Here is a 19,621-nt window from a genome sequence, read left to right on the forward strand (position 1 = left end):
CAAAACAGGCCTCCGTCTCAAGCACTTTACGCCTGAACTGGTGGGTTGGGAAACAAAAGAAAACTATATCACTTTTGAAATGGTGTCGTTCACCAAAGACAAAATCGAGCTAAAGGGCCTTGTGTTTGAACAAAAATCGGACAGCCAGATGGAAATACGGCTCAGGTTAAAGACTGGCGATAAAATAGAAACGGAGACTTTTCAAATGAAACGGGCCAATTAGCCTCACATCTTCTCGTACTTCAACTGCGTATACTGATCAAAGAATTTCTTCAGGATAATATTGGAGCCCAAAACGATAAGGTAGTCGTCTTCACCTATAAAAGTGTCGGCGGAGGGGCCTGGGATAAGTCCTTTGACATTGTCTTTTACGCCCACAACAATGACACCCGTAGATGCCGAAATATTCAGTTCCCGAAGCGTTTTGTCCTTGAACTCCGGCTTCAGGTCGTCGTAGCCAACTTCCTCCAGGTGGTAGCTCATGCCCGACACGCCATTGAGCAGATTTAGAAACTCTATAACGATAGGTTTGGTCACCAGCTGCGCCATGAACATGCCTCCCAGCAAGTCTGGTAGAATGACGTTGTTGGCACCAGCCCTGTAGAGTTTATTCTCCGTTTCAATATTGGAAGCCCTGGCTATGATTCTGATCTTTTCATTCATTGCCCTGGCTGTCAGGGTTATGAACACATTCGACGCATCGGAAGGAGTGGTGATGATAATAGCCCTGGCCCGGTCTATGCCGACGGTGGTAAGGTTGTCATCCTCGGTGGCGTCGCCAATAAAAAGCTTCATCGACTCAGGAATAATATTCACCATGTCAGGATCCTTTTCTATTACTACAAATTGCTCGCCACTCTTTTGGAGCTCCTGGCACGACCGGGCGCCATTTCTGCCATACCCACAGACAATTACGTGGTTCTTTAGTTTGTTTATTTCCATACCCGAGCGATAGCTTTTGACAATTGATTTCAGTTTCCCTTCAAATATGTAGCTGGATATCACGGAGACCACATAGGCAAAAATACCCAGATTCAATAAAATATAGATGGAGGTAAACACCCTACCTGCTGCGCTCAACTCCTTTACCTCTGTAAAGCCAACGGTGCCCACAGTAATAATGGTCATATAGAGAGCATTCACAAAATCCAGGTCTTCTATGAGCGTGAATCCAGCCAAACCCACGCCCAAACTGAAAAGGAAAAGGAAAAACGAAATGATGAGATTCCTGAGTTGCTTGTTTACATGATTGATGGTCTTCAGTTCCGACATCTGCGATTGAGCCTCCGAATAGTTCTCGGAAATTAGAGAAATTTAGGGAAGGAATAAAGCTGAAGCCTCCAGGGGGAGACAATACTTTTTCCTTTGATCGATCAATAAGGCATCCATCGCATGGCTTTCATCAATTGTTCCGTAAATTGAATCACAAACGAAACCAGGTAATTTATGGGTATTTCAATACGGGGAACTTCGTCAATTAAAACACTTGCACGCCACATACTTTTGGCGGCGACTTTAGGTGTTGTACTTTTTGCCTGCAACGAGCCTGAACCTATAAGTTCGGTAAACCCGGTAAATTGGAAACAAAGGTTCATTGAACTGAACGAGTCGGACTCGCTGGTCGCAGGATCAACTTATCTGTCGGTCTATTCTCAAATTTACAGCCGGTCGGAAAGCAGGACTCACGATCTTACGTCCACCATCAGCATGAGAAATACCAGCCTGACTGACTCTATCTATATGCTGAAAGCTGATTACTACAATACCCATGGCGAGTTGCTAAGAACATACTTTAAGAATCCGATATTCATCAGCCCCATGGAAACGATAGAAATAGTGATTGATGAAGTAGACAATGAAGGAGGCACCGGGGCTAATTTTATCTTTGACTGGGCGGTAAAAGATGAAACGCATGAGCCATTGTTTGAAGCCGTAATGATTTCTACTTCTGGCCAGCAGGGCATTTCTTTTACTACGCAGGGGGTTCACATCCACTAAAGTTCTGTGAGGGTGATTCCTGTCCGCTGCACTGTAAAACGTTTTGATTGTCATCCCTTTTTTCCGAACTAGCTAAATGAATAAGCAGATCAATCTACTACTGTTTCTGGTGTGTCTAGCATTCTCTCCTCTATTGGCTCAAAGGCCTTGGGTGTTGGGCCAAATCGACATCCCCCACCCCTACTACTACCGGGAAATGTATGTGCCACAGCTCACCACCGGCCCTTCTTCTGCCACATGGTCGCCCGACGGCAGAAGCCTGATCTACTCCATGGCCGGCAGCTTGTGGCGGCAAAAAATAGATGAAACCACGGCCACACAAATCACAGACGGGCCTGGCTACGACTACCAGCCCGACTGGTCGCCCGATGGAACCTCGGTAGTATTTGTCCGCTACAACAACGATGCCATGGAGCTTCACCTACTCGACCTGCCAACTGGCAAAACCACCCAGCTAACAGAAGGCGGCGCCGTCAATACCGACCCTCGTTTTTCACCCGATGGCAACAGCATTGCTTATGTTTCCACAAAGGAAACGGGGAACTTCCGCATATGGATTGGCAGGTTGACGAATAACATGCTGGCAGCCAAACCGCTTTCACCGGAGCGCACCACCTCCATCCCACGCTACTACTACGGTCAGCCGGATCATCAGTTGAGCCCATCCTGGGCACCCGATGGCAAATCACTGGTGTTTGTGACCAACCCCGACGTGCTGCATGGATCAGGTAATATTTACAGAACCGAAATAGACAACTACCAGCCGGTTTTGCTGAGGGAGGAAGAAACGAACTGGCGTGCCAGCCCCGACTGGTCGCCTGACGGCAAGCGCATCATTTACTCGTCGTACCTGGGCCAGCAATGGCACCAGCTCTGGATGACTCCCGCCGATGAAAAAGGCTACCCCATTGCCATGGGATACGGCGATTTCGACATCACCCATGCCCGCTGGTCTCCCGACGGAAGTAAGATAGCCTACATCAGCAATGAACATGGTAACACGGCACTCTACCTGATGGACTGGCTTACAAGTAAAAAGTGGCCATTGCTGATCAGGGAGAAGAAGTACATCCACCCAACGGCAACGATCTTCATAAAAACTTACAACGATAGCAAGCAACCAACACCGGCCCGCCTGACGGTAAGGGTTGGCGACAAAAGCTATGCACCTGATAATGCATGGATGCATGGCAATGAAATGTTTGACAGAAGTAAGCAAAAATTCGAGACCTACTATTTCCATTCTTCTGGAGAAGTGAAAGTGACAGTGCCTGTCGGTGAGGTAAAAATTACCGCATGGAAAGGGTTTCAAAAAGCAACGGATGCTACTATCGTGGTGAAAGCAGGCGAGAAAAAAGAGGTTGCTTTTTCATGGTCGCCGCCCACTATTCCATCCTACCATGGCACCTGGAAATCGGCCGATGTGCATGTACATATGAACTACGGCGGCCACTACCGCAACACTCCCGAACACCTGGCTTTTCAGGCCAAAGCAGAAGACCTGGACATTGTATACAACCTGGTGGTGAACAAAGAACAGCGCATTCCTGATATTGAGTATTTTTCTGTGAACCCTGACAATGCTTCAGACGAACAAACCCTCATCATGCACGGGCAGGAGTACCACACCAGTTTTTGGGGACATACGGGTTTATTGGGCATGACGTCGAATTATTTACTTCCGGGTTACGTAGCCTACACGCATACTGGCGCTGAAAGCCCCTACCCTTCCAATGCTGTTGTGGCCGACATGACCCACGAACAAAACGGCATCGTAGGCTATGTCCATCCTTTTGAAACAGAGCCTGACCTCTCCCAACCCACGAGCTTTTCCTTGCCTGTAGATGTGGCCCTGGGCAAGGTAGACTATTATGAGGCGGTAGGGTATAGCGATCATCATATCTCAGCCGGGGTCTGGTACAAGCTGATGAACTGTGGTTTTAGGCTGGCTCCGGTCGGTGGCACCGACGCCATGGCCAACTACGCTTCTATCCGTGGGCCGGTTGGTTTAACACGGGTATTTGTAAAAATGGCCGACGGAGACCAGCGCCCGCTGCATGAGAAGTTTATTGATGGCATCAAAAAAGGGGAAACCTTTGCCAGCAACGGGCCCATTGTCGGGTTTGAGATGGAGGACCATGGCCCGGGCGAAGAAATTGCCCTTGCAAAAAAAGGAAAGCTCAGCTACAAAGGCTTTGTTCGCTCCCCGGTGCCTATCGACAAGCTGGAAATCATTCAGAATGGGAAGGTGGTAAAAACTATTGCGTTAAGCGGCGACCGCACCACAGCTGATTTCACGGGAACCTTGAATATTGCTAACAGTTCCTGGGTGCTTCTCCGTGCTTATAGTGCACCCAATCCCGAAGTCCTCGATATCTATCCGTATGCCACTACCAATGCGGTGTTTGTAAACGTAGGTGGGCAACCCATACATTCGGCTGAAGACGCTGATTACTTTCTCACCTGGATTAATCGGATTGAAAAAGCAGCGGCGGCTGTTACTACATGGAATACGGAAGCTGAAAAAAGCAGGGCAATGAACGACATCAAAGAGGCTCGAAAGGTGTTCGAAAGTCGCAGGTAATAGTATCAAACTAGATAAATTTCTACCTTGTATTCAACCAGAAAATTAAATGGAAATGTCTACAATGACAGATAAAAAACCTTTATATAAAGTTGCTTTGGGGCTTGCCGTATTTACGATAATCTACAATGTTTTAGAAGGTTTGGTTTCAACCTTTCTTGGATTTGAAGGCGAGAGTTTAGCCCTTTTCGGATTCGGCTCTGATAGTTTTATCGAAGTAATATCAGGACTTGGAATTGCTCATATGATTGTAAGAATTCAAAATAACCCAGATAGCCATAGGGATGGTTTTGAGCGAACCGCCTTAAAAATAACAGGAATGGCTTTTTACTCATTGGTTTTTGGTCTAATTGTAACGAGTATCTATAATATTTGGACGGGGCATAAACCAATTACAACTTTTTGGGGAGTTGTGATTTCCGTCATTTCAATCATTGTCATGTGGGGATTGGTAGTTTGGAAAAGAAAAGTCGGAGCTAAATTGAACTCAGCGCCTATTCTGGCAGACGCCAATTGTACTTTGGTCTGTGTTTATATGTCCGTTATTCTGCTTTTAAGTAGCGGGATTTATGAGCTTTTTGGGCTTGCTTATATAGATAGTGCTGGGACATTGGGGCTTTCATACTTTGCTTATAATGAAGGGAAAGAATGTTTTGAAAAAGCAAAAAGCAACAACCATTGCTGTTCCGATTAAAACACAAACGCAGCAGAAAACAGTATTAGTCAAATGGTCGGATTTCAGCGAAATAACCCAACGAAAGACTCCATACAGAAATCACAGGCCATACGATATTTACTAGCAAGCAAGTGCACAACATACAACCCAACCTGAACAAGACGTACCTGAAAGCGGCAAGTGCCAAAGGTGTCTACATTTACGATGAACACGGCAAGGCCTACCTCGATGGATCTTCCGGAGCGGTGACTTGTTCGCTGGGCCATTCCCACGAAAAGCTCCTGCCATTTATCAAAAAACAGCTCGATAAGCTTCAGTTTGTTTATCGGTCGCAGTTTGCCTCTGAAGAAGCCGAACAGCTGGCCACTAAGTTGTACGAACTATCGCCTGACAGGTCATTGACGCACAGCTTTTTTGTCAACAGTGGTACCGAAGCCATTGAAACGGCCATGAAAATCGCCATTCAGTATTGGCAGGAAAAAGGCAAGCCTGAAAAGACACACTTCATTACCCGGAAGAAAAGTTACCACGGCATCACCATGGGAGCCCTTTCTTTATCGGGCCATGCCCTGAGAAGGCAGCGCTTTGAAGGCATGTTGGAGAAATACCCATCGCTATCGGCTGACCTGGAAAACGATTCACTGGAAGATCAGGTAGCCGAATTTGAAAAAACAATCGATACTATCGGCGCTTCAAAGATTGCTGCTTTTGTAGCCGAGCCTATGGTGGGAGCGGCCGGCACAGCCCTGGCTCCGGTGAACGAATACTACGCTTGCTTCAAAGCAGTCTGCGACAGACACGACATTTTATTCATTGCCGATGAAGTAATGACAGGTCTGGGAAGAACCGGAACATGGTTTGGCATGGAACACTGGGGCACTCAGGCCGACATCGTTGCCGTTGGAAAAAGTCTGGGAGCCGGCTATGCGCCCATAGCTGCCACTTTGATGACCGACAAGGTTCTTGCGCCGATAAAGAAAGGAAGCGGGATCATCATGAGTGGTCATACCTATAGCGGGCATCCACTCTCCTGCGCCACGGCCCTTAAAGTGCTGGATATCGTAGAAGAAGACGACCTGCTGGACAACGTAAACAAGAAAGGCGTTTACATCAAATCGGCACTTTATGACCTGCAAAAGAAATACCCTGTCATACAAATAGTGCGGGGCAAGGGGTTGATGATGGGTTTCGAATTGGATCCAGCGATCAAAGGAATACAGGCAAAACTCATTGAGCGTTGCTACCAAAACGGACTGCTGATTTACCCGGCGGTGGGAGGAAAAGAAGGAACGGATGAAAACGGTATGTTGATTTCACCACCGTTCACCATCAACAGAAGCGAAGCCGATGAACTCCTCGGCAAGCTGGAGCAATCACTAAAAGAATGCAGCTAACCTATGCACCTATTCGATAAAGTTACCGACTATGCCACCGCCAAATCAGCTTTTTTTGATGGGATGACCCTGCTTTTTGGTGGGTTTGGTGGTGTAGGAACGCCGCCCGGCCTGATTGACTGCCTCATCGACTCAGGAGTGAAAGATGTGAAGCTGATCGGCAACGATGCAGGCTTCCCATGGATCGGCATTGGCAAATTCGTTTGTCTGGAGCGGGCCACACACCTGCTGGCGTCACATATTGGCTCCAACCCTACGGCTGGTGATTTAATGAACCAGGGCAAGCTACATGTAGAGTTTTCGCCGCAGGGCATTTTGGTGGAGCGGATACGCTCTGGCGGCGTGGGGTTGAACGGCTTTTTAACGGAACTCAGCAAAGGAACTCAGCTGGAATACGACAAACCAAAAGTGAACATTGGCGGCAAAGAATACATTTACGAAGCGCCTGTTACAGGTGATGTTGGGATTGTTTACGCTAAGAAAGCTGACACCTTTGGGAATTTGATCTTTGATAAAACAGCCCGAAACACAAACCCTTATGTGGCCATGGCCAGCAAGGTGACCATTGTGGAAGCAGACGAAATTGTGCCCATGGGAGCGCTTGATCCGGAGGAAATTGTGGTACCGGGCATCTATGTGAAATACATCGTGCAATCGAAAGGTTATAACTGGAAATGGGTATGGGAGACACAAGACAAACAATAGCCAAAAGAGCGGCCCTGGAAGTAAAGGATGGCATGGTCGTGAACCTTGGTATTGGTATTCCCTCCATGGTGCCCAACTTTCTTGGCGAAAATATGAAGGTCTTTTTTCAGGCGGAAAACGGCATTCTCGGCATGGGGCCAACCCCCAAGGAAAATGCTGAAGGCAACCTGAGCAATGCCGCTGGGCTGCCGGTGACTATCCTGCCTGGTGCCAGCTACTTCGACAGTGCCATTGCCTTTGGCATGATCCGCAGAGGCTGCATTGACCTGTCCATTCTTGGGGCGCTGCAGGTGAACGCCCTTGGTGACCTGGCCAACTGGATAGTGCCGGGCAAAAGGGTGCCCGGTGTTGGCGGTGCCATGGAGCTTGCCTATGGTGCCAAAAACCTCATTGCCGTGATGAACCACTGCGACAAAGACGGACAGCCAAAGATTGTGACTCAGTGCTCCCTTCCGGTTACGACCTATCGTTGCGTACAGAAAATCATCACCGAAATGGCTGTGTTTTCCATCGTCGATCAGCAGCTGTATCTCGATGAACTGATGCCGGGCTACACTTTAGCCGACGTGAAAAACAATACCGAAGCCGACTTTTCCTTCTCCACCAACTTCAAAGCCCATGACTGACCTTCAAAAAACGTTGGAAGCCTATATCGATAAACACGCCGATGCAGCCATCTCCTACCTACAGCAATTGATTCAGCAGCCCAGCGTGCAAACCAACGAGCAGGGCGTGCAGGAAATAGTGATCGAAAAACTAAACCGACTAGGCCTTGAAGTAGACGTTTGGGACCCTGTTTATGAGGAGCTGGCCAAAAGTCCCTACTTCGTTGCTTCCCGTGACACTTACGTGGGCAGCCCCAATGTGGTAGGTGTGCTGAAAGGACAGGGCGGCGGCAAGTCGATCATTTACAATGGCCACATTGACGTGGTTCCTGAAGGAGACCGAGGCAAATGGGCCGATGATCCATTTTCAGGTAAGATCGAAAATGGCAAAATGTATGGCCGTGGCACCACCGACATGAAGGGCGGAAACGTGGCGCTACTCATGGCCATTGAAGCGGTTATAAAAAGCGGCGCAAAGCTAAAAGGCGATGTGATCTTTCATTCAGTCATTGAAGAAGAATCCGGGGGCGTGGGCACGCTGGCCGCCGTACTTCGTGGTTATACTGCCGATGCCGCCATTATTCCTGAGCCCACCAACATGAAGCTCTTTATCAAGCAGCAGGGCTCCATGTGGTTTCGGGTTACGGTGGAAGGGCGGTCTGCACACGGCGGCACACGCTACGAGGGCGTGTCGGCCATTGAGCAGGCCATCAAAGTCCACCAGAGCATTTTGGCACTGGAGAAAAAACGCAATGCCTCCATCGACGACCCTTTGTACAGTCATATTCCTATCCCGCTACCTATCAATGTGGGGTCGATCAAAGGCGGTTCATGGCCATCTTCCGTACCCGACCTGGTAACAATGGAAGGCCGCATGGGTGTGGGGCCACATGAAAACATGCAGGAGGTGAAAAAAGAACTGATTGACCACCTGGCCAACCTTTGCGCTGCTGACGACTGGCTGAAGGACCATCCGGTGAAGGTGGAATTTTTTGGGGCGCAATGGGTGCCCAATGCGGTGGAAACTGATCACCCATTTGCTGAGCTGATGAAAGAGAACTTTGAGGCGATCTATAAGCGTAAAATAAAAATAGAAGCCTCACCCTGGGGGACAGATGCCGGGCTGCTGGGGAAGGTGGGTAACATCCCTTCGCTGGTGATGGGGCCGGGCGAAACAAAAATGGCTCACTACCCCAACGAGTATATTGAAATAAAAGAAGTGATACAGGCGGCCAAGCTTTTCGCACTTACCCTTACTTCGTGGTGTGGAGTGGAACCAAAAGGTTAGTCCATGAATTCAATCATCAAAAATGGCTCAGCCAGCATCACTTTGTATTCCGATTCTTTCAACAAAAGAATCAGGATCGACGACTATTCCGGCGACGCTCAGGAAGTGCTTGCACTCATTGCCCAGTCTGAATATAGTTGGGTAGAAAAAATCATCGTCAAGGCACGGGAAGAGGAACTGCCGGTTTTTTTATCAAATGGCTATTCAAAAGAAGCCCTGATAAAAGGGTATTTCCAGGGAGTAGATATGCATTTTCTGGCAAAGTATCAAAAGCCAACCAGAGGTAGCAATCCCGGGCATTACCAGGAGCAGCAAATGATTGAAAGTATACTGAGCCAGCCTGCTATTGCCAGAAAAACTGATACGCAAATCGTTTCCGTGGCTACCGTGGAAGATGCAGATGGACTGGCGCAACTGTATGCCGCTATTTTTAACGTGTACCCAACGCCCGTCAATGAGTCGGCCTACATCCTGAAAACCATGCAGGATGGCACAAAGTATGTGGTCATTCGGGAGCAAAACAAAATCGTAAGTGCCGCTTCCGCTGAAATAAATGCACAGTATGGCAATGCCGAGCTGACCGACTGCGGCACCTTACCGGAAGCCCAGGGAAAAGGACACATAAAAAAGCTCTTGTCAAAATTGGAAGAAGTTTTGGCTGTTGACAACATCCAGTGCCTGTACACTATTGCCAGGGCGGAATCGTATGCCATGAACAAGGCCTTTTATCAATTGGGATATTGCTACGGGGGCACGTTGATCAACAATTGTTATATTTTCTCGGGCTTAGAAGACATGAATGTGTGGCACAAGGCGGTGCAACCGAAATTCAGCACATAAGCGGCTGCTCACTTGTCGTGCTTACTAACTCCCGAGATCAATCAGCCCCTCCTTCACTCCAATACTTTTTAGGGCTTTTGCCATGGCCTTATTGAAAGCCGGAGGGCCACACACCAGTACAGGCCTCGACAGGTCGTCGATGTGGTTTTTGAGCCACGCTTCGTCGATGTTTCCATAGTAATCCGGGTCGTCCCTTTCTTCGGCGATAATATTATGGAAGTGGTCGCCCAGCATGTCGCTCAGTTCTTCTTCCAAAAAGAGGTCTTTTCTGGTTTTGTTGGAAAAGAATAAGTGACAATCAGCCAGCGTGCCCTCCTTTTGCATTTGTCTCATTATAGCAATGAACGGCGTAATGCCTGTGCCTCCTGTAAGAAAAATAGCTCTTTTCTGAGGCTGGAAGGTATTGAACGGTTCGGTGAAGCCAATTTCTTCACCCACCTTCAGCTTACTGATGGCTTCTGTTTTCCCATGATGTTCGGGATAAATACGAATAACGAACTCAAGCTTGTCACCGTTTGGCAAGTTCGTGATAGTAAAAGGCCCCGGATCTTGCCCAGCTACCTTAATCTCCACAGCATCCCCCACGCTAAATTTAAAGCCTTCTGGTTTGGGTACTTCAAGTTGTATGACATTGTGAGCTAACCAATTGATGGTTTTAACTTTTTCGTTGTATTGCATGTGTTTGCTGGTTTACATTGAATAATTAAGGCGGTGAATTTTCTTTACCTACTTATTAACAACGGCTCCCAGCCAAATTGTTTCAAACAACACTGATAGAGTAAGTGTGTATAGCATCCCAAATTCGCCTTGGCTATCCATTTCTTTGTTAACTTTAACTCCACCAAACCCTATCCCATGTTTCGCTTACTACTTTCTATTGGCTTTGCTTTCCTGGCACTGGTATCCTACGGCCAGCATCCTCACCTCTTCAGAGTCAGAACCATCACAGCGGGCATTACGGTAGAAAGCCTCTCGGATACTACCTCGGTGATCAAAGCGGTCGAATTCCTGAAACAGGCCCGAACCGACTACACCAATGCTGGCTATGAGGTGCAAACCATCCGAATTGCTACGCAGAACCTGTATGAGTACCTCGGCGAAAAAACACTGAACGAGGCCCTGCCCTACCTGAAGAAATTTAATGAAATCGCACAGAGAGATGATGTATCTTTTGCCATCGGAGCAGTGCTTCCGCCCAACGAATATAGTGCAGAAGTCGCAAGCTGGGCCGCCAAACTCATCGGAGAAACTGATCTAATCAACTTCAGTCTACCCGTTTCCTCCACCGAGCTAGGTATCCATCGCAACGGCATCAAAGCCGCCGCCGAAATAGTGGTAGCCGTCGCTAAAGTGGGCAAAGGCGGCGAAGGTAACTTCCGATTTACTGCTTCAGCCAATTGTCCAGCTGGGATTCCGTTTTTTCCAGCCGCCTTTCATTCGGGAGTAAATAGTTTCGCCGTCGGGCTTGAGTACCCGAACCTTTTGACCGAAGTGTTCTCTCAATCGACCATGGTCAACGCCAGGCAAAACTTAAAAGCCGAACTGGAAAAGCAGTTCCAGCCGGTGCAGGCGCTCGCTACCAAAATATCAGCGACTTACGGCTGGCAGTACGACGGCATCGACACCTCTCCAGCCCCCGGGCTGGACGCCAGCATTGGCACCGCCATTGAAACATTGACCAAGCAGCCTTTCGGCGAGCCCTCTACGCTGAGTGCCTGCTCCCTGATCACAGATGTCATCAAAAGCCTCGATCTGAAAACCTGCGGCTATTCGGGCCTCATGCTGCCCGTCATTGAAGACAAAGTATTGGCGCAACGAGCCAATGAAAACAGGTATACCGTGCAAGAGCTTTTGTTATTCTCCTCGGTCTCAGGCACCGGGCTGGATGTGATCCCACTAGCAGGCGCCACTTCGCAGGCTACTGTTGAACGCATCTTTACCGATGTGGCTTCTCTTTCCCTCAAGTACACCAACAAGGCATTGTCAGCTAGACTCTTTCTCATCCCTGGTAAAAAAGTAGGCGACAAAGTGACCTTCGACAATCCTTATTTGACAGCAGCGAAGGTGATGAGGGTGGAGTAGTAGAGTTACCTCAGTTGCTCAAAACATCTTTTTCACATGTGTTGAAAAGACTTTGACATGGCCAAAGTTTACAGGAAATTGATGCTGGGCTACTAAAGTAATAATTGTAAATTTGAAGCTTATAAACATAAAATGAGCAGCGTAAAAGTTGAGAACTTCGGACCAATCAAAAAGGGCTATCAAGAGAATGGTGGTTGGCTTGATGTGAAGAAAGTCACTGTGTTTATTGGTAATCAGGGGAGTGGTAAGAGCACGGTTGCAAAAGTAATATCAACACTCACATGGCTAGAGAAAGCATTACATCGTGGAGATGTTGACGGAGATCATCTGCCTCACTACAAGTTTTATGAGCTATTTAAGTATCAGCGGATACAAAACTATTTCAGAGACGATACAATAATTGAGTATAGAGGAGAAACCGTTGACATTTATTACTCAGGGGCCAATGATTGGCCAATAATCGAATATAAGGAAACACAACACTTCAGCGTCCCGAAAATCATGTACATTCCTGCCGAAAGGAATTTCCTGAGTGTTGTGAAAAATGCTTATGGGGTGAAAAACCTACCTGATACGCTATACACCTTTGCCGAAGAACTGAAGAAAGGGCAGCAGTCGCTAAATAAGGAGTTGCTTCCACTTCCGATAGGGAATGTTAAGTTTAAATATGAAAATGAGACAGATGCCTCCTATCTCATAGGCGAGGGATTCAACCTTAATTTACTGGAATCTTCCAGCGGCTATCAGTCATTAGTGCCGTTATATCTCGTCACCAAGTTTCTTATAGATGAACTAAACATTACAGATGACAGAGCAAGAGAACGGCTAACTGTCGAGCAAAGTATTCGAAGAAATGAAGAGATGGCTGAAGTTATGCAAAATAAGGTCTTGTCAGCTTCTGAGAAAACAAAAAAGGTAGACGAGATATTAGCCAAATACATAAATACTTGCCTGATAAATATCGTTGAAGAACCTGAACAAAACCTTTTCCCTTCTTCTCAGCGTCAAGTATTAAATAGCTTGCTTGAGTTTAATAACGACAAGCCAGGCAACAAACTTATTATTACGACCCACAGTCCTTACATCATTAGTTTTTTGAGCATTGCCATCCAGACAGGTTATTTGAAAGAGAAAATAAAGGATTCATCAAACGAAAGAAAATTACTCACGAAGTTGGAAAGCATCATTCCTAACAAGTCGTCCGTAACATCCGATGAAGTGGCTATATATCAGCTCAATGAAGAATTGGGGGCAATTACTTCTCTTCCGCAACCTGAAGGGATTCCTTCAGATAGAAACTTCTTGAATGACAGTATCCGAGAAGGCAACAGGCTTTTTGATGCGCTTTTGGAAATCGAAGAAGACCTTTAACTATGGATTTTTTCAACCCCGACTGTCAGGAATTACCAATCAATCATTCACTTTTTGGAATATGCGACGACCAGGAAGGCGGCAAAGCGTATACAGATCTTGACAATCCAGACAAATGGATCGCTACCGTTAGAAACGACAAAAACATACTTCTGACATTTGCAGCCATTGACAAGTGTGTAGTAAAAGACGATGAATTAAAGGGAGTTGGCCGTTGTGATGGGATGCTGACTTCAAATACTCACCTCTATCTAATCGAGCTTAAGGATCAGGTAAAGAAATGGATTCCAGGTGCACTCGAGCAACTAGAGTCGACTATCAAATTGTTTATTGCTAACCACGACATATCTGCATTCAGACATAAAAAGGCCTTCGCTTGCAACAAAAGGCACCGGCACTTCGAAGAAATAGATAACGAACTAAATCTCCACTTCTTCCGAACCTATGGCTTCCGTATTGATGTTCAGGTTGAGGTGATTATCGTCTAACATCCACCTAGCAGCCTATAACCTCCAAAAGGAGTTCAAAATTTATTACTCTAATCGAAATAATCAACCGTTTATCTCAAAAGCAAGAACTACTCTTTTCTAAAAAATTAAGCACCGACTCGACTGCCTCCCTTTCACTCAAATACACCAACAAAGCATTGTCGGCACGGCTGTTTCTTATCCCTGGCAAAAAAGCAGGCGACAAAGTGACTTTTGATAATCCATATCTGACGGCTGCGAAGGTGATGAAGGTGGAGTAGTGGCGAACTCCGTTTGTCAGTTCTACCCTGGTGCCGATTTTAAAACCAAACTTGTCGTGAACTTTGGGTGTTAGATGAAATAAGTAATATTCATTACATTTAATGTATGCAAGTAGATAGGTCAGACAAAGAAATTATTGTTCGGATACCCATAGGCCTCGATTCTGAAAAGCTTCAAAGTGTGCTGGATTTAATCCGGTATGGTGAGCTAACGTCGAAGAGTACTGTCGCTCAGGAGGAAGTTGACCAACTGGCTTCCGACATCAACAAATCCTGGTGGTTAAAGAACAGAGATAGGTTCATCAAATGAATCTGGTTGTCGATACCAATATCGTTTTTAGCGCCATACTGAATACAAATAGCAGAATCGCCAATATCCTTACAAAGCCTGACTCTGGTTTAATATTCCATGCCCCTACCTACCTATTGTCTGAATTGGTTGAGCATCGGCAAAAGCTTAAAAAGGCATTGAAACTAAGTACAAGCGAAATCCTCGAACTAACACATCTTGTTACTCACAGAATCCATTTTATTGAAGAGGAACAGGTTTCAAGTCAAAACTGGATAACCGCTGACCAGCTTACGGCTGCAGTTGACAGCGATGACATTGCATTCGTAGCCCTTGCTCTAGAGCTTAAGTGTGCCTTGTGGACAGGTGACAAAAAGCTCCAACGTGAAATTAGCGATATAGAAATACTTAGTACCAACCTATTGGAAGGTATGATTAAATCCTAAAGTGAACCATGGTAAAAAAGGTAATTCTGCTTCTCGGTGTCCCTTTCGTCATGCTTGTGACAACTTCATTTATTTATGAAAGCGAAGTAAACATCTGGCTGATAGGCGACTCTACCATGGCACCAAAGTCTGCCAAAGCCTATCCTGAGCTTGGCTGGGGAGAAGGACTGGCTGACTACGTCACTAACGAAGCCAAAGTCCACAACCACGCCGTCAATGGCCGAAGCAGCCTAAGTTTTATCAATGAGGGCCGCTGGCAGGCGGTGTACGACAGCCTGCAAAAAGGAGATTACGTTATTATCCAATTTGGTCACAACGATGAGAAAACGGATACAGCCCGACACACTGAGCCGTTTGGCAGCTTCAAACAAAACATCCAAAAATTCATTGATGAAGCCAGAAAGAAAGGGGCCATTCCCATCGTTTGCTCCTCTATTGTCAGGCGCCATTTTGATGCAGAAGGCAACCTCAAAGACACGCACGGTGACTACATCACGGGGGCAGCGCAAATCGCCAGAGAAACCAACACACCTTATGTGAACATGGAAGCGTCGACACGCAAGCTGGTGTCAGACATGGGGCCAGAAAAATCGAAAAACATCTTTCTCTTCACCGACAGCAAGCAGGACTCCACTCATTTGAATGAGGCAGGAGCTGGTATCGTAGCAGGGCTGTTTGTGGAAGAAGCTAAAGCGCAGAGGTTACCGATTGCCAGGCTTTTCAAGTAGGTTCAATTACCATTTGACGGCAACCAGTCATTTTTTTACTACCGAAAACTGGTTAAATCCGGCCGCAGACCCGCCACCCATCGATTTCACCAGCCCGGATCCGTAAATGTTTGTACCCTTGCTCCGGTACAAACCTCAAAGTAACATGAAGAAAACAATCATTTTATCACTATGTATTTGCGTGCAACACGCACTTATTGGCCAGCAGTTAACAGAGCAAGCCGACAGTCTGAAAAGAATCGGCTTGTTAATGCCGGCCCTTGAAAAATACAGACAGGCCTACTTCGCTAACCCCGTACCTGAGCTGTCATATGAAATTGCTTCCACATGCGCTCTTTTGTGGACTACCCAAATGAGAGACACAGCATTTTACTTTTTGGATCGTGCGCTGGCGGAGGATCACACTTTGAAAGTATTGCATGACCCTCAGTTCCTAAGCCTGATCGACGACCCCAGATGGAAAGAGGTAGAAACCAGGCAAATCAAAAAGTATGAAGCAAAAAAAGGGTCAATCCAAAACGAGCCCTTCGCCCGGGAGCTATTCAAAATGATCATCAAAGACCAGGGTTTTATGTATGCCGGCAACATCGAACGACGAAAGTACATTCAGAACGACGGCTACTTCAGTTCGCCCTCCATATTCCCGGTATCGGCCATGGAGGAGAGGAACATGAAGGAAAACCAGGAGGCGCTGCTCCAACTGCTCGACGAATATGGTTGGCCTACTGCAAGTGCCGTAACAGAATATGCCGCAGCTGGTGCGGCGCTCATTATCAGTCATAGCTCCTATGAGCTCCGGTCAAAATATTTCCCTTTACTGAAGGAGGCTTTTGAGAAAGGTGAAGCCCAACCTCTCCGGTTTGCCAAAATGCAGGATCGCCTGCTGGTGGAAGAGGGACAGGAGCAGTTGTACGGCACCCAAATCAAATTTGAAGACCTGGTGAAAACACCCTACCCCATTGAAAATCCACGGTACGTGGATCAACGAAGAGCCAAAATCGGCTTAGGCCCTTTGAAGCCCTGCCTGAAAGAGAGGTTCGATATTGACTGGAACATAGCACAGGAAAAATAGACGTTAATTGATCCAGTGCCCACAAACTTCGAAGTCAGTGAAGTTTGTGGGCTTTCATTATTCAGAATAGGCTGTACCTACGTTTTTTTTAAAGTGCTTTCATAACCACACTTTTGTTTAATTTACATTTCGAAAATAGATCATGAGATTAGCACACATCCTCTCCTTTCTATTAATGCTTTTGTTCGGCGCTTATCAGGGTCATTCCCACCCAACAAAAAAAGTACTAAAATACATGAAAGGACTGGGTAACGGCACCTACCTGTTCGGGCAAGTGGGCACATGGGTACACAATGAAAATCCTGACATAGATGATGAAAGCAACTGGGTCAAAAAGGTATACGACCACACAGGAAAAATGCCACGGTACGGCTGCATCACCTACGACTTTGACGACAATCCATTTACCGATGAAGAATGGAACAACGCAGCCAGGAAAATGTGGGACAGGGGAATGATTGTGGGCATTTATAGCTGGTACGCCAATCCTGCCGGAGGCAAATGGAACGACCCACTTGACATCGACCCTATTTTCGCCGAGGGTGACAATCCGACCAAATCAAACTTTTACAAACAAATGGATCGCATGGCAGCCAACCTCCAATGGCTGGAAAACCAGAAAATCCCGGTTGTCTACACGCCTTTCGTAGAAAGCGACGATAAAAATAAGTGGCACGCCAAAGAAGGGGCTGAACATGCCATTAAGCTCTACCAACTGGTGCACGACTACTTCACCAAAACCAAGAAGCTGAAAAACATCATTTGGGCTTACCATACCACACAGAGACAAGGTGCTCTGATTGACTACTACCCGGGCGATGCTTATGTAGATGTCATTGGAAAATCAGCCTATGGAACAGGCCTGGTATTTACTGAATACGACTGGGCAGTGGAAAAGAAGGAAAATAAAGGCAAAATAATCTGGTGGGCAGAATTAGGCATCAGAGGCGAGAAAGATGCACCGAGAGATTGCCTGGATGTACTCGACAAGTTGGAAAGCACCTTCCCTGAGCTAGCAGGGTTTGTCTTTTGGAGTGACACCGGCTTCTACAACGTCACTGGAAATTTGCACGGAGCTGAACTGATGAACTCCCCGAAAATTGTGACATTAAAATAGTTAGAGGTTGCAGCTTCGGTTTGCCAGAAGCATAACCATTTCAGGGTATCCTTGCGCATGGTTAACTGAATCCCAGCGACTCCAACATCACACCTCGATCTTCCTATCTCTGGCTATCACCTTCCATTCGCCAGTCACTCTCCCTTTTTGCACTGTATTAACTCTTTCATAAAGTGCTACGGTTGGGCAAATATGAAAAGGCAGCCCGTACAATACATCGCCCACCTTGTAGCCATGCCCTTCACCAGCTTCGAGCACCAGGTGCTCTTCGCTTTGCCCAACGGGCTTCAGGTCAGGCGCATTGAGAAAGTGAACTCGGTTAGTGAGAATATTCTCGGAGGCAATGGATTTATGCCCAAGGTCTGTACAGATTCTGGTTTTTGTAGGCAAGGAAATCACACGGGAAACGACCAACGCAGCAGGCACAAAGGGCTGCTCTGTGCAAATATCGCTATAACCCTTGTCCCAATAAACAAAAGTACCGGGGCAGCATATTACATCCTTCCGCTGTGCATGAATGGGGAATGTTGGCGAGCCTCCAGCCAGGATGACGGGCTCAGGAAAACCGAGCTGTTGAATATCAGTTTTTAATTTCTCCACTGCCGCAAAGGCTGCGTTGCAAGCTTTGGTTCTTTCCGCAATATCAACTTGTCTATGCTGGCCGTCGTACACATGGAAGCCTACCGGAACGATGCCCTTCATGGTGGCTACCTTTTCGTAAAGGGCGACAGCTTCCGGGCCTGGTATAATACCCGATCTGTCGTTGCCGTTATTCACGTCCATATAGGCATTGATGCGAAGCCCCTGATCGGCAAAGGCAATAGATATGTCCTGAGCCGATTGGGCGTTGTCGTAAAGGCAGGAGTAGGTCGTCGTCGGATATTTTCTAATCAATTGCAGGAACCGTGTCAGCTTAGGTCCTGTGGGCTGATAAGCCAGCACCACGTCCTGCGCCCTGACCATCCCCAGCATTTCTGCCTCGGCTATGGTGGCGCATTTAAATTTCTTGATGCCTTCATCCATGAGCATTTTGCACACCTCCTTCGCCTTATTGGTCTTTACATGAGGTCGCAGCCTGTCTACATCGTCGATTATGCTCTTCACCCCTTTGATGTTCTCACGCACTCTTTCCGGGTACACGACCATGGCTGGCGAATCAAGCTCATCTATATTGTCAATTGTATACCATTCACTGCTCATTGCTCTCTCAGTTATTTTAATTCAAAAAGTGCCTCAATTTCCACGGGGATGTTCTCGGGCAGCATACCCATCCCCACTGCGCTCCTCACGCCAATACCATTTTCCTCCCCCCACACCTTTGCAAACAGTTCACTGCAACCATTGATTACATAAGGGTGGCGGTCAAAAGCGGGCACTCCGTTTACCATACCCAGCACTTTAATCACCCGTTTTACTTTCTCAAGACTGCCAAGGTTGGTCTTGATGGTCGAAAGGATCGTCAAACCCACCTGCTGAGCAGCCAATTTGCCCTGCTCAACATCCAGCTCACCTCCTACCTTGCCAAAAATCAGGGTGCCGTCTGTTTTTACAGGCCCGTGACCAGACACGTACAAGTGCCGACCATCAATAAGGAAGGGCTTGTACACCCCTTTGGGTGCCGGAGGTGGAGGCAATTCAAGGCCCAATTGGGCAAATCTTTCGTCAGCAGTCATTCGAT

At 47.1% G+C, this 19,621-nt stretch carries 21 protein-coding genes; 17 read left to right on the plus strand and 4 right to left on the minus strand.

Translation table 11 applies throughout. From position 1 onward, the window contains the following. Positions 1-223: DUF6265 family protein (locus GC130_RS28535; protein WP_226940379.1), on the plus strand; the 223-nt coding region annotated here is incomplete at its 5' end. A gap of 2 nt (positions 224-225) precedes the next feature. Here the strand turns inward: GC130_RS28535 and GC130_RS04280 are convergent. After that, a complete protein-coding gene (locus tag GC130_RS04280; RefSeq protein WP_151997036.1) occupies positions 226-1,272 on the minus strand; it encodes a TrkA family potassium uptake protein in 1,047 nt (348 codons plus the stop codon). Between the two features lie 174 nt (positions 1,273-1,446). Between GC130_RS04280 and GC130_RS04285 the strand changes: the two genes are divergently transcribed. From GC130_RS04285 to ablB, 8 genes are all read left to right on the plus strand, one after another. Next, complete coding sequence (locus GC130_RS04285) at positions 1,447-1,998, plus strand: DUF3124 domain-containing protein (protein ID WP_151997037.1); 552 nt, start codon at positions 1,447-1,449, stop codon at positions 1,996-1,998. Between the two features lie 76 nt (positions 1,999-2,074). Further along, entirely contained in the window at positions 2,075-4,582 is a 2,508-nt protein-coding gene (locus tag GC130_RS04290) for a CehA/McbA family metallohydrolase (protein WP_151997038.1), read from the plus strand. Positions 4,583-4,631: 49 nt separating this feature from the next. Beyond that, positions 4,632-5,276, plus strand: coding sequence for a cation transporter (locus GC130_RS04295; RefSeq protein ID WP_226940380.1), 645 nt, complete (start codon positions 4,632-4,634; stop codon positions 5,274-5,276). 113 nt (positions 5,277-5,389) lie between these two features. Continuing rightward, the gene (locus GC130_RS04300; RefSeq protein ID WP_151997039.1) at positions 5,390-6,652 is read left to right on the plus strand and encodes an aspartate aminotransferase family protein; all 1,263 of its coding nucleotides are present in this window, start codon (positions 5,390-5,392) and stop codon (positions 6,650-6,652) included. Between the two features lie 3 nt (positions 6,653-6,655). Then, positions 6,656-7,357: a CoA transferase subunit A gene (locus GC130_RS04305; RefSeq protein WP_151997040.1), complete on the plus strand. Its 702-nt coding sequence runs from the start codon at positions 6,656-6,658 to the stop codon at positions 7,355-7,357. Next, entirely contained in the window at positions 7,333-7,983 is a 651-nt protein-coding gene (locus GC130_RS04310) for a 3-oxoacid CoA-transferase subunit B (RefSeq protein ID WP_201568517.1), read from the plus strand. Before GC130_RS04305 ends, GC130_RS04310 begins: the two co-directional genes overlap by 25 nt. Further along, the gene (locus GC130_RS04315; protein WP_151997042.1) at positions 7,976-9,250 is read left to right on the plus strand and encodes a peptidase; all 1,275 of its coding nucleotides are present in this window, start codon (positions 7,976-7,978) and stop codon (positions 9,248-9,250) included. The genes GC130_RS04310 and GC130_RS04315 overlap by 8 nt, the downstream gene beginning before the upstream one ends. Positions 9,251-9,253: 3 nt before the next feature. After that, positions 9,254-10,090: a putative beta-lysine N-acetyltransferase gene (gene ablB, locus GC130_RS04320; RefSeq protein WP_151997043.1), complete on the plus strand. Its 837-nt coding sequence runs from the start codon at positions 9,254-9,256 to the stop codon at positions 10,088-10,090. Between the two features lie 24 nt (positions 10,091-10,114). On the opposite strand, the gene GC130_RS04325 is transcribed toward ablB, so the two are convergent. Beyond that, positions 10,115-10,768: a flavodoxin reductase gene (locus tag GC130_RS04325; protein ID WP_151997044.1), complete on the minus strand. Its 654-nt coding sequence runs from the start codon at positions 10,766-10,768 to the stop codon at positions 10,115-10,117. Between the two features lie 177 nt (positions 10,769-10,945). On the opposite strand from GC130_RS04325, the gene GC130_RS04330 reads away from it, so the two are divergent. The 8 genes from GC130_RS04330 (at position 10,946) to GC130_RS04365 (ending at position 17,943) form a co-directional block, all read left to right on the plus strand. Continuing rightward, a complete protein-coding gene (locus tag GC130_RS04330) occupies positions 10,946-12,172 on the plus strand; it encodes a DUF711 family protein (protein ID WP_151997045.1) in 1,227 nt (408 codons plus the stop codon). Positions 12,173-12,304: 132 nt separating this feature from the next. Next, complete coding sequence (locus GC130_RS04335; protein WP_151997046.1) at positions 12,305-13,543, plus strand: AAA family ATPase; 1,239 nt, start codon at positions 12,305-12,307, stop codon at positions 13,541-13,543. Positions 13,544-13,545: 2 nt separating this feature from the next. Next, entirely contained in the window at positions 13,546-14,031 is a 486-nt protein-coding gene (locus tag GC130_RS04340; RefSeq protein ID WP_151997047.1) for a hypothetical protein, read from the plus strand. A 366-nt stretch (positions 14,032-14,397) separates the two neighbouring features. Continuing rightward, positions 14,398-14,601, plus strand: a complete 204-nt coding sequence (locus GC130_RS04345) for a hypothetical protein (protein WP_151997048.1) — start codon at positions 14,398-14,400, stop codon at positions 14,599-14,601. After that, complete coding sequence (locus GC130_RS04350) at positions 14,598-15,026, plus strand: putative toxin-antitoxin system toxin component, PIN family (protein ID WP_151997049.1); 429 nt, start codon at positions 14,598-14,600, stop codon at positions 15,024-15,026. The genes GC130_RS04345 and GC130_RS04350 overlap by 4 nt, the downstream gene beginning before the upstream one ends. A gap of 8 nt (positions 15,027-15,034) precedes the next feature. Further along, positions 15,035-15,754 (plus strand): rhamnogalacturonan acetylesterase, encoded by a 720-nt coding sequence (locus tag GC130_RS04355; RefSeq protein ID WP_151997050.1) that lies wholly within the window; start codon positions 15,035-15,037, stop codon positions 15,752-15,754. A gap of 145 nt (positions 15,755-15,899) precedes the next feature. Continuing rightward, on the plus strand, positions 15,900-16,826 hold the full coding sequence (locus GC130_RS04360; RefSeq protein WP_151997051.1) for a DUF6624 domain-containing protein: 927 nt from the start codon (positions 15,900-15,902) through the stop codon (positions 16,824-16,826). Positions 16,827-16,968: 142 nt separating this feature from the next. Beyond that, positions 16,969-17,943 carry a glycosyl hydrolase gene (locus tag GC130_RS04365; RefSeq protein WP_151997052.1) on the plus strand — a complete coding sequence of 325 codons (975 nt, stop codon included), beginning with the start codon at positions 16,969-16,971 and terminating at the stop codon, positions 17,941-17,943. An 87-nt stretch (positions 17,944-18,030) separates the two neighbouring features. Here GC130_RS04365 and GC130_RS04370 read toward each other — a convergent pair whose 3' ends face one another. After that, positions 18,031-19,143: a D-TA family PLP-dependent enzyme gene (locus tag GC130_RS04370; RefSeq protein WP_151997053.1), complete on the minus strand. Its 1,113-nt coding sequence runs from the start codon at positions 19,141-19,143 to the stop codon at positions 18,031-18,033. Between the two features lie 11 nt (positions 19,144-19,154). Next, entirely contained in the window at positions 19,155-19,616 is a 462-nt protein-coding gene (locus GC130_RS04375; protein ID WP_151997054.1) for a RidA family protein, read from the minus strand. Positions 19,617-19,621: the final 5 nt, after the last annotated feature.

This window comes from Imperialibacter sp. EC-SDR9 (genome assembly GCF_902498805.1).
Lineage (GTDB): Bacteria > Bacteroidota > Bacteroidia > Cytophagales > Cyclobacteriaceae > Imperialibacter.

Coding starts and splice junctions, on each gene's coding strand:
- GC130_RS04280 (WP_151997036.1), bottom strand. CDS start 1,272: ATGTCGGAACTGAAGACCATCAATCATGTAAACAAGCAACTCAGGAAT.
- GC130_RS04285 (WP_151997037.1), top strand. CDS start 1,447: ATGGGTATTTCAATACGGGGAACTTCGTCAATTAAAACACTTGCACGC.
- GC130_RS04290 (WP_151997038.1), top strand. CDS start 2,075: ATGAATAAGCAGATCAATCTACTACTGTTTCTGGTGTGTCTAGCATTC.
- GC130_RS04295 (WP_226940380.1), top strand. CDS start 4,632: ATGGAAATGTCTACAATGACAGATAAAAAACCTTTATATAAAGTTGCT.
- GC130_RS04305 (WP_151997040.1), top strand. CDS start 6,656: ATGCACCTATTCGATAAAGTTACCGACTATGCCACCGCCAAATCAGCT.
- GC130_RS04310 (WP_201568517.1), top strand. CDS start 7,333: ATGGGAGACACAAGACAAACAATAGCCAAAAGAGCGGCCCTGGAAGTA.
- GC130_RS04315 (WP_151997042.1), top strand. CDS start 7,976: ATGACTGACCTTCAAAAAACGTTGGAAGCCTATATCGATAAACACGCC.
- ablB (WP_151997043.1), top strand. CDS start 9,254: ATGAATTCAATCATCAAAAATGGCTCAGCCAGCATCACTTTGTATTCC.
- GC130_RS04325 (WP_151997044.1), bottom strand. CDS start 10,768: ATGCAATACAACGAAAAAGTTAAAACCATCAATTGGTTAGCTCACAAT.
- GC130_RS04330 (WP_151997045.1), top strand. CDS start 10,946: ATGTTTCGCTTACTACTTTCTATTGGCTTTGCTTTCCTGGCACTGGTA.
- GC130_RS04335 (WP_151997046.1), top strand. CDS start 12,305: ATGAGCAGCGTAAAAGTTGAGAACTTCGGACCAATCAAAAAGGGCTAT.
- GC130_RS04340 (WP_151997047.1), top strand. CDS start 13,546: ATGGATTTTTTCAACCCCGACTGTCAGGAATTACCAATCAATCATTCA.
- GC130_RS04345 (WP_151997048.1), top strand. CDS start 14,398: ATGCAAGTAGATAGGTCAGACAAAGAAATTATTGTTCGGATACCCATA.
- GC130_RS04350 (WP_151997049.1), top strand. CDS start 14,598: ATGAATCTGGTTGTCGATACCAATATCGTTTTTAGCGCCATACTGAAT.
- GC130_RS04355 (WP_151997050.1), top strand. CDS start 15,035: ATGGTAAAAAAGGTAATTCTGCTTCTCGGTGTCCCTTTCGTCATGCTT.
- GC130_RS04360 (WP_151997051.1), top strand. CDS start 15,900: ATGAAGAAAACAATCATTTTATCACTATGTATTTGCGTGCAACACGCA.
- GC130_RS04365 (WP_151997052.1), top strand. CDS start 16,969: ATGAGATTAGCACACATCCTCTCCTTTCTATTAATGCTTTTGTTCGGC.
- GC130_RS04370 (WP_151997053.1), bottom strand. CDS start 19,143: ATGAGCAGTGAATGGTATACAATTGACAATATAGATGAGCTTGATTCG.
- GC130_RS04375 (WP_151997054.1), bottom strand. CDS start 19,616: ATGACTGCTGACGAAAGATTTGCCCAATTGGGCCTTGAATTGCCTCCA.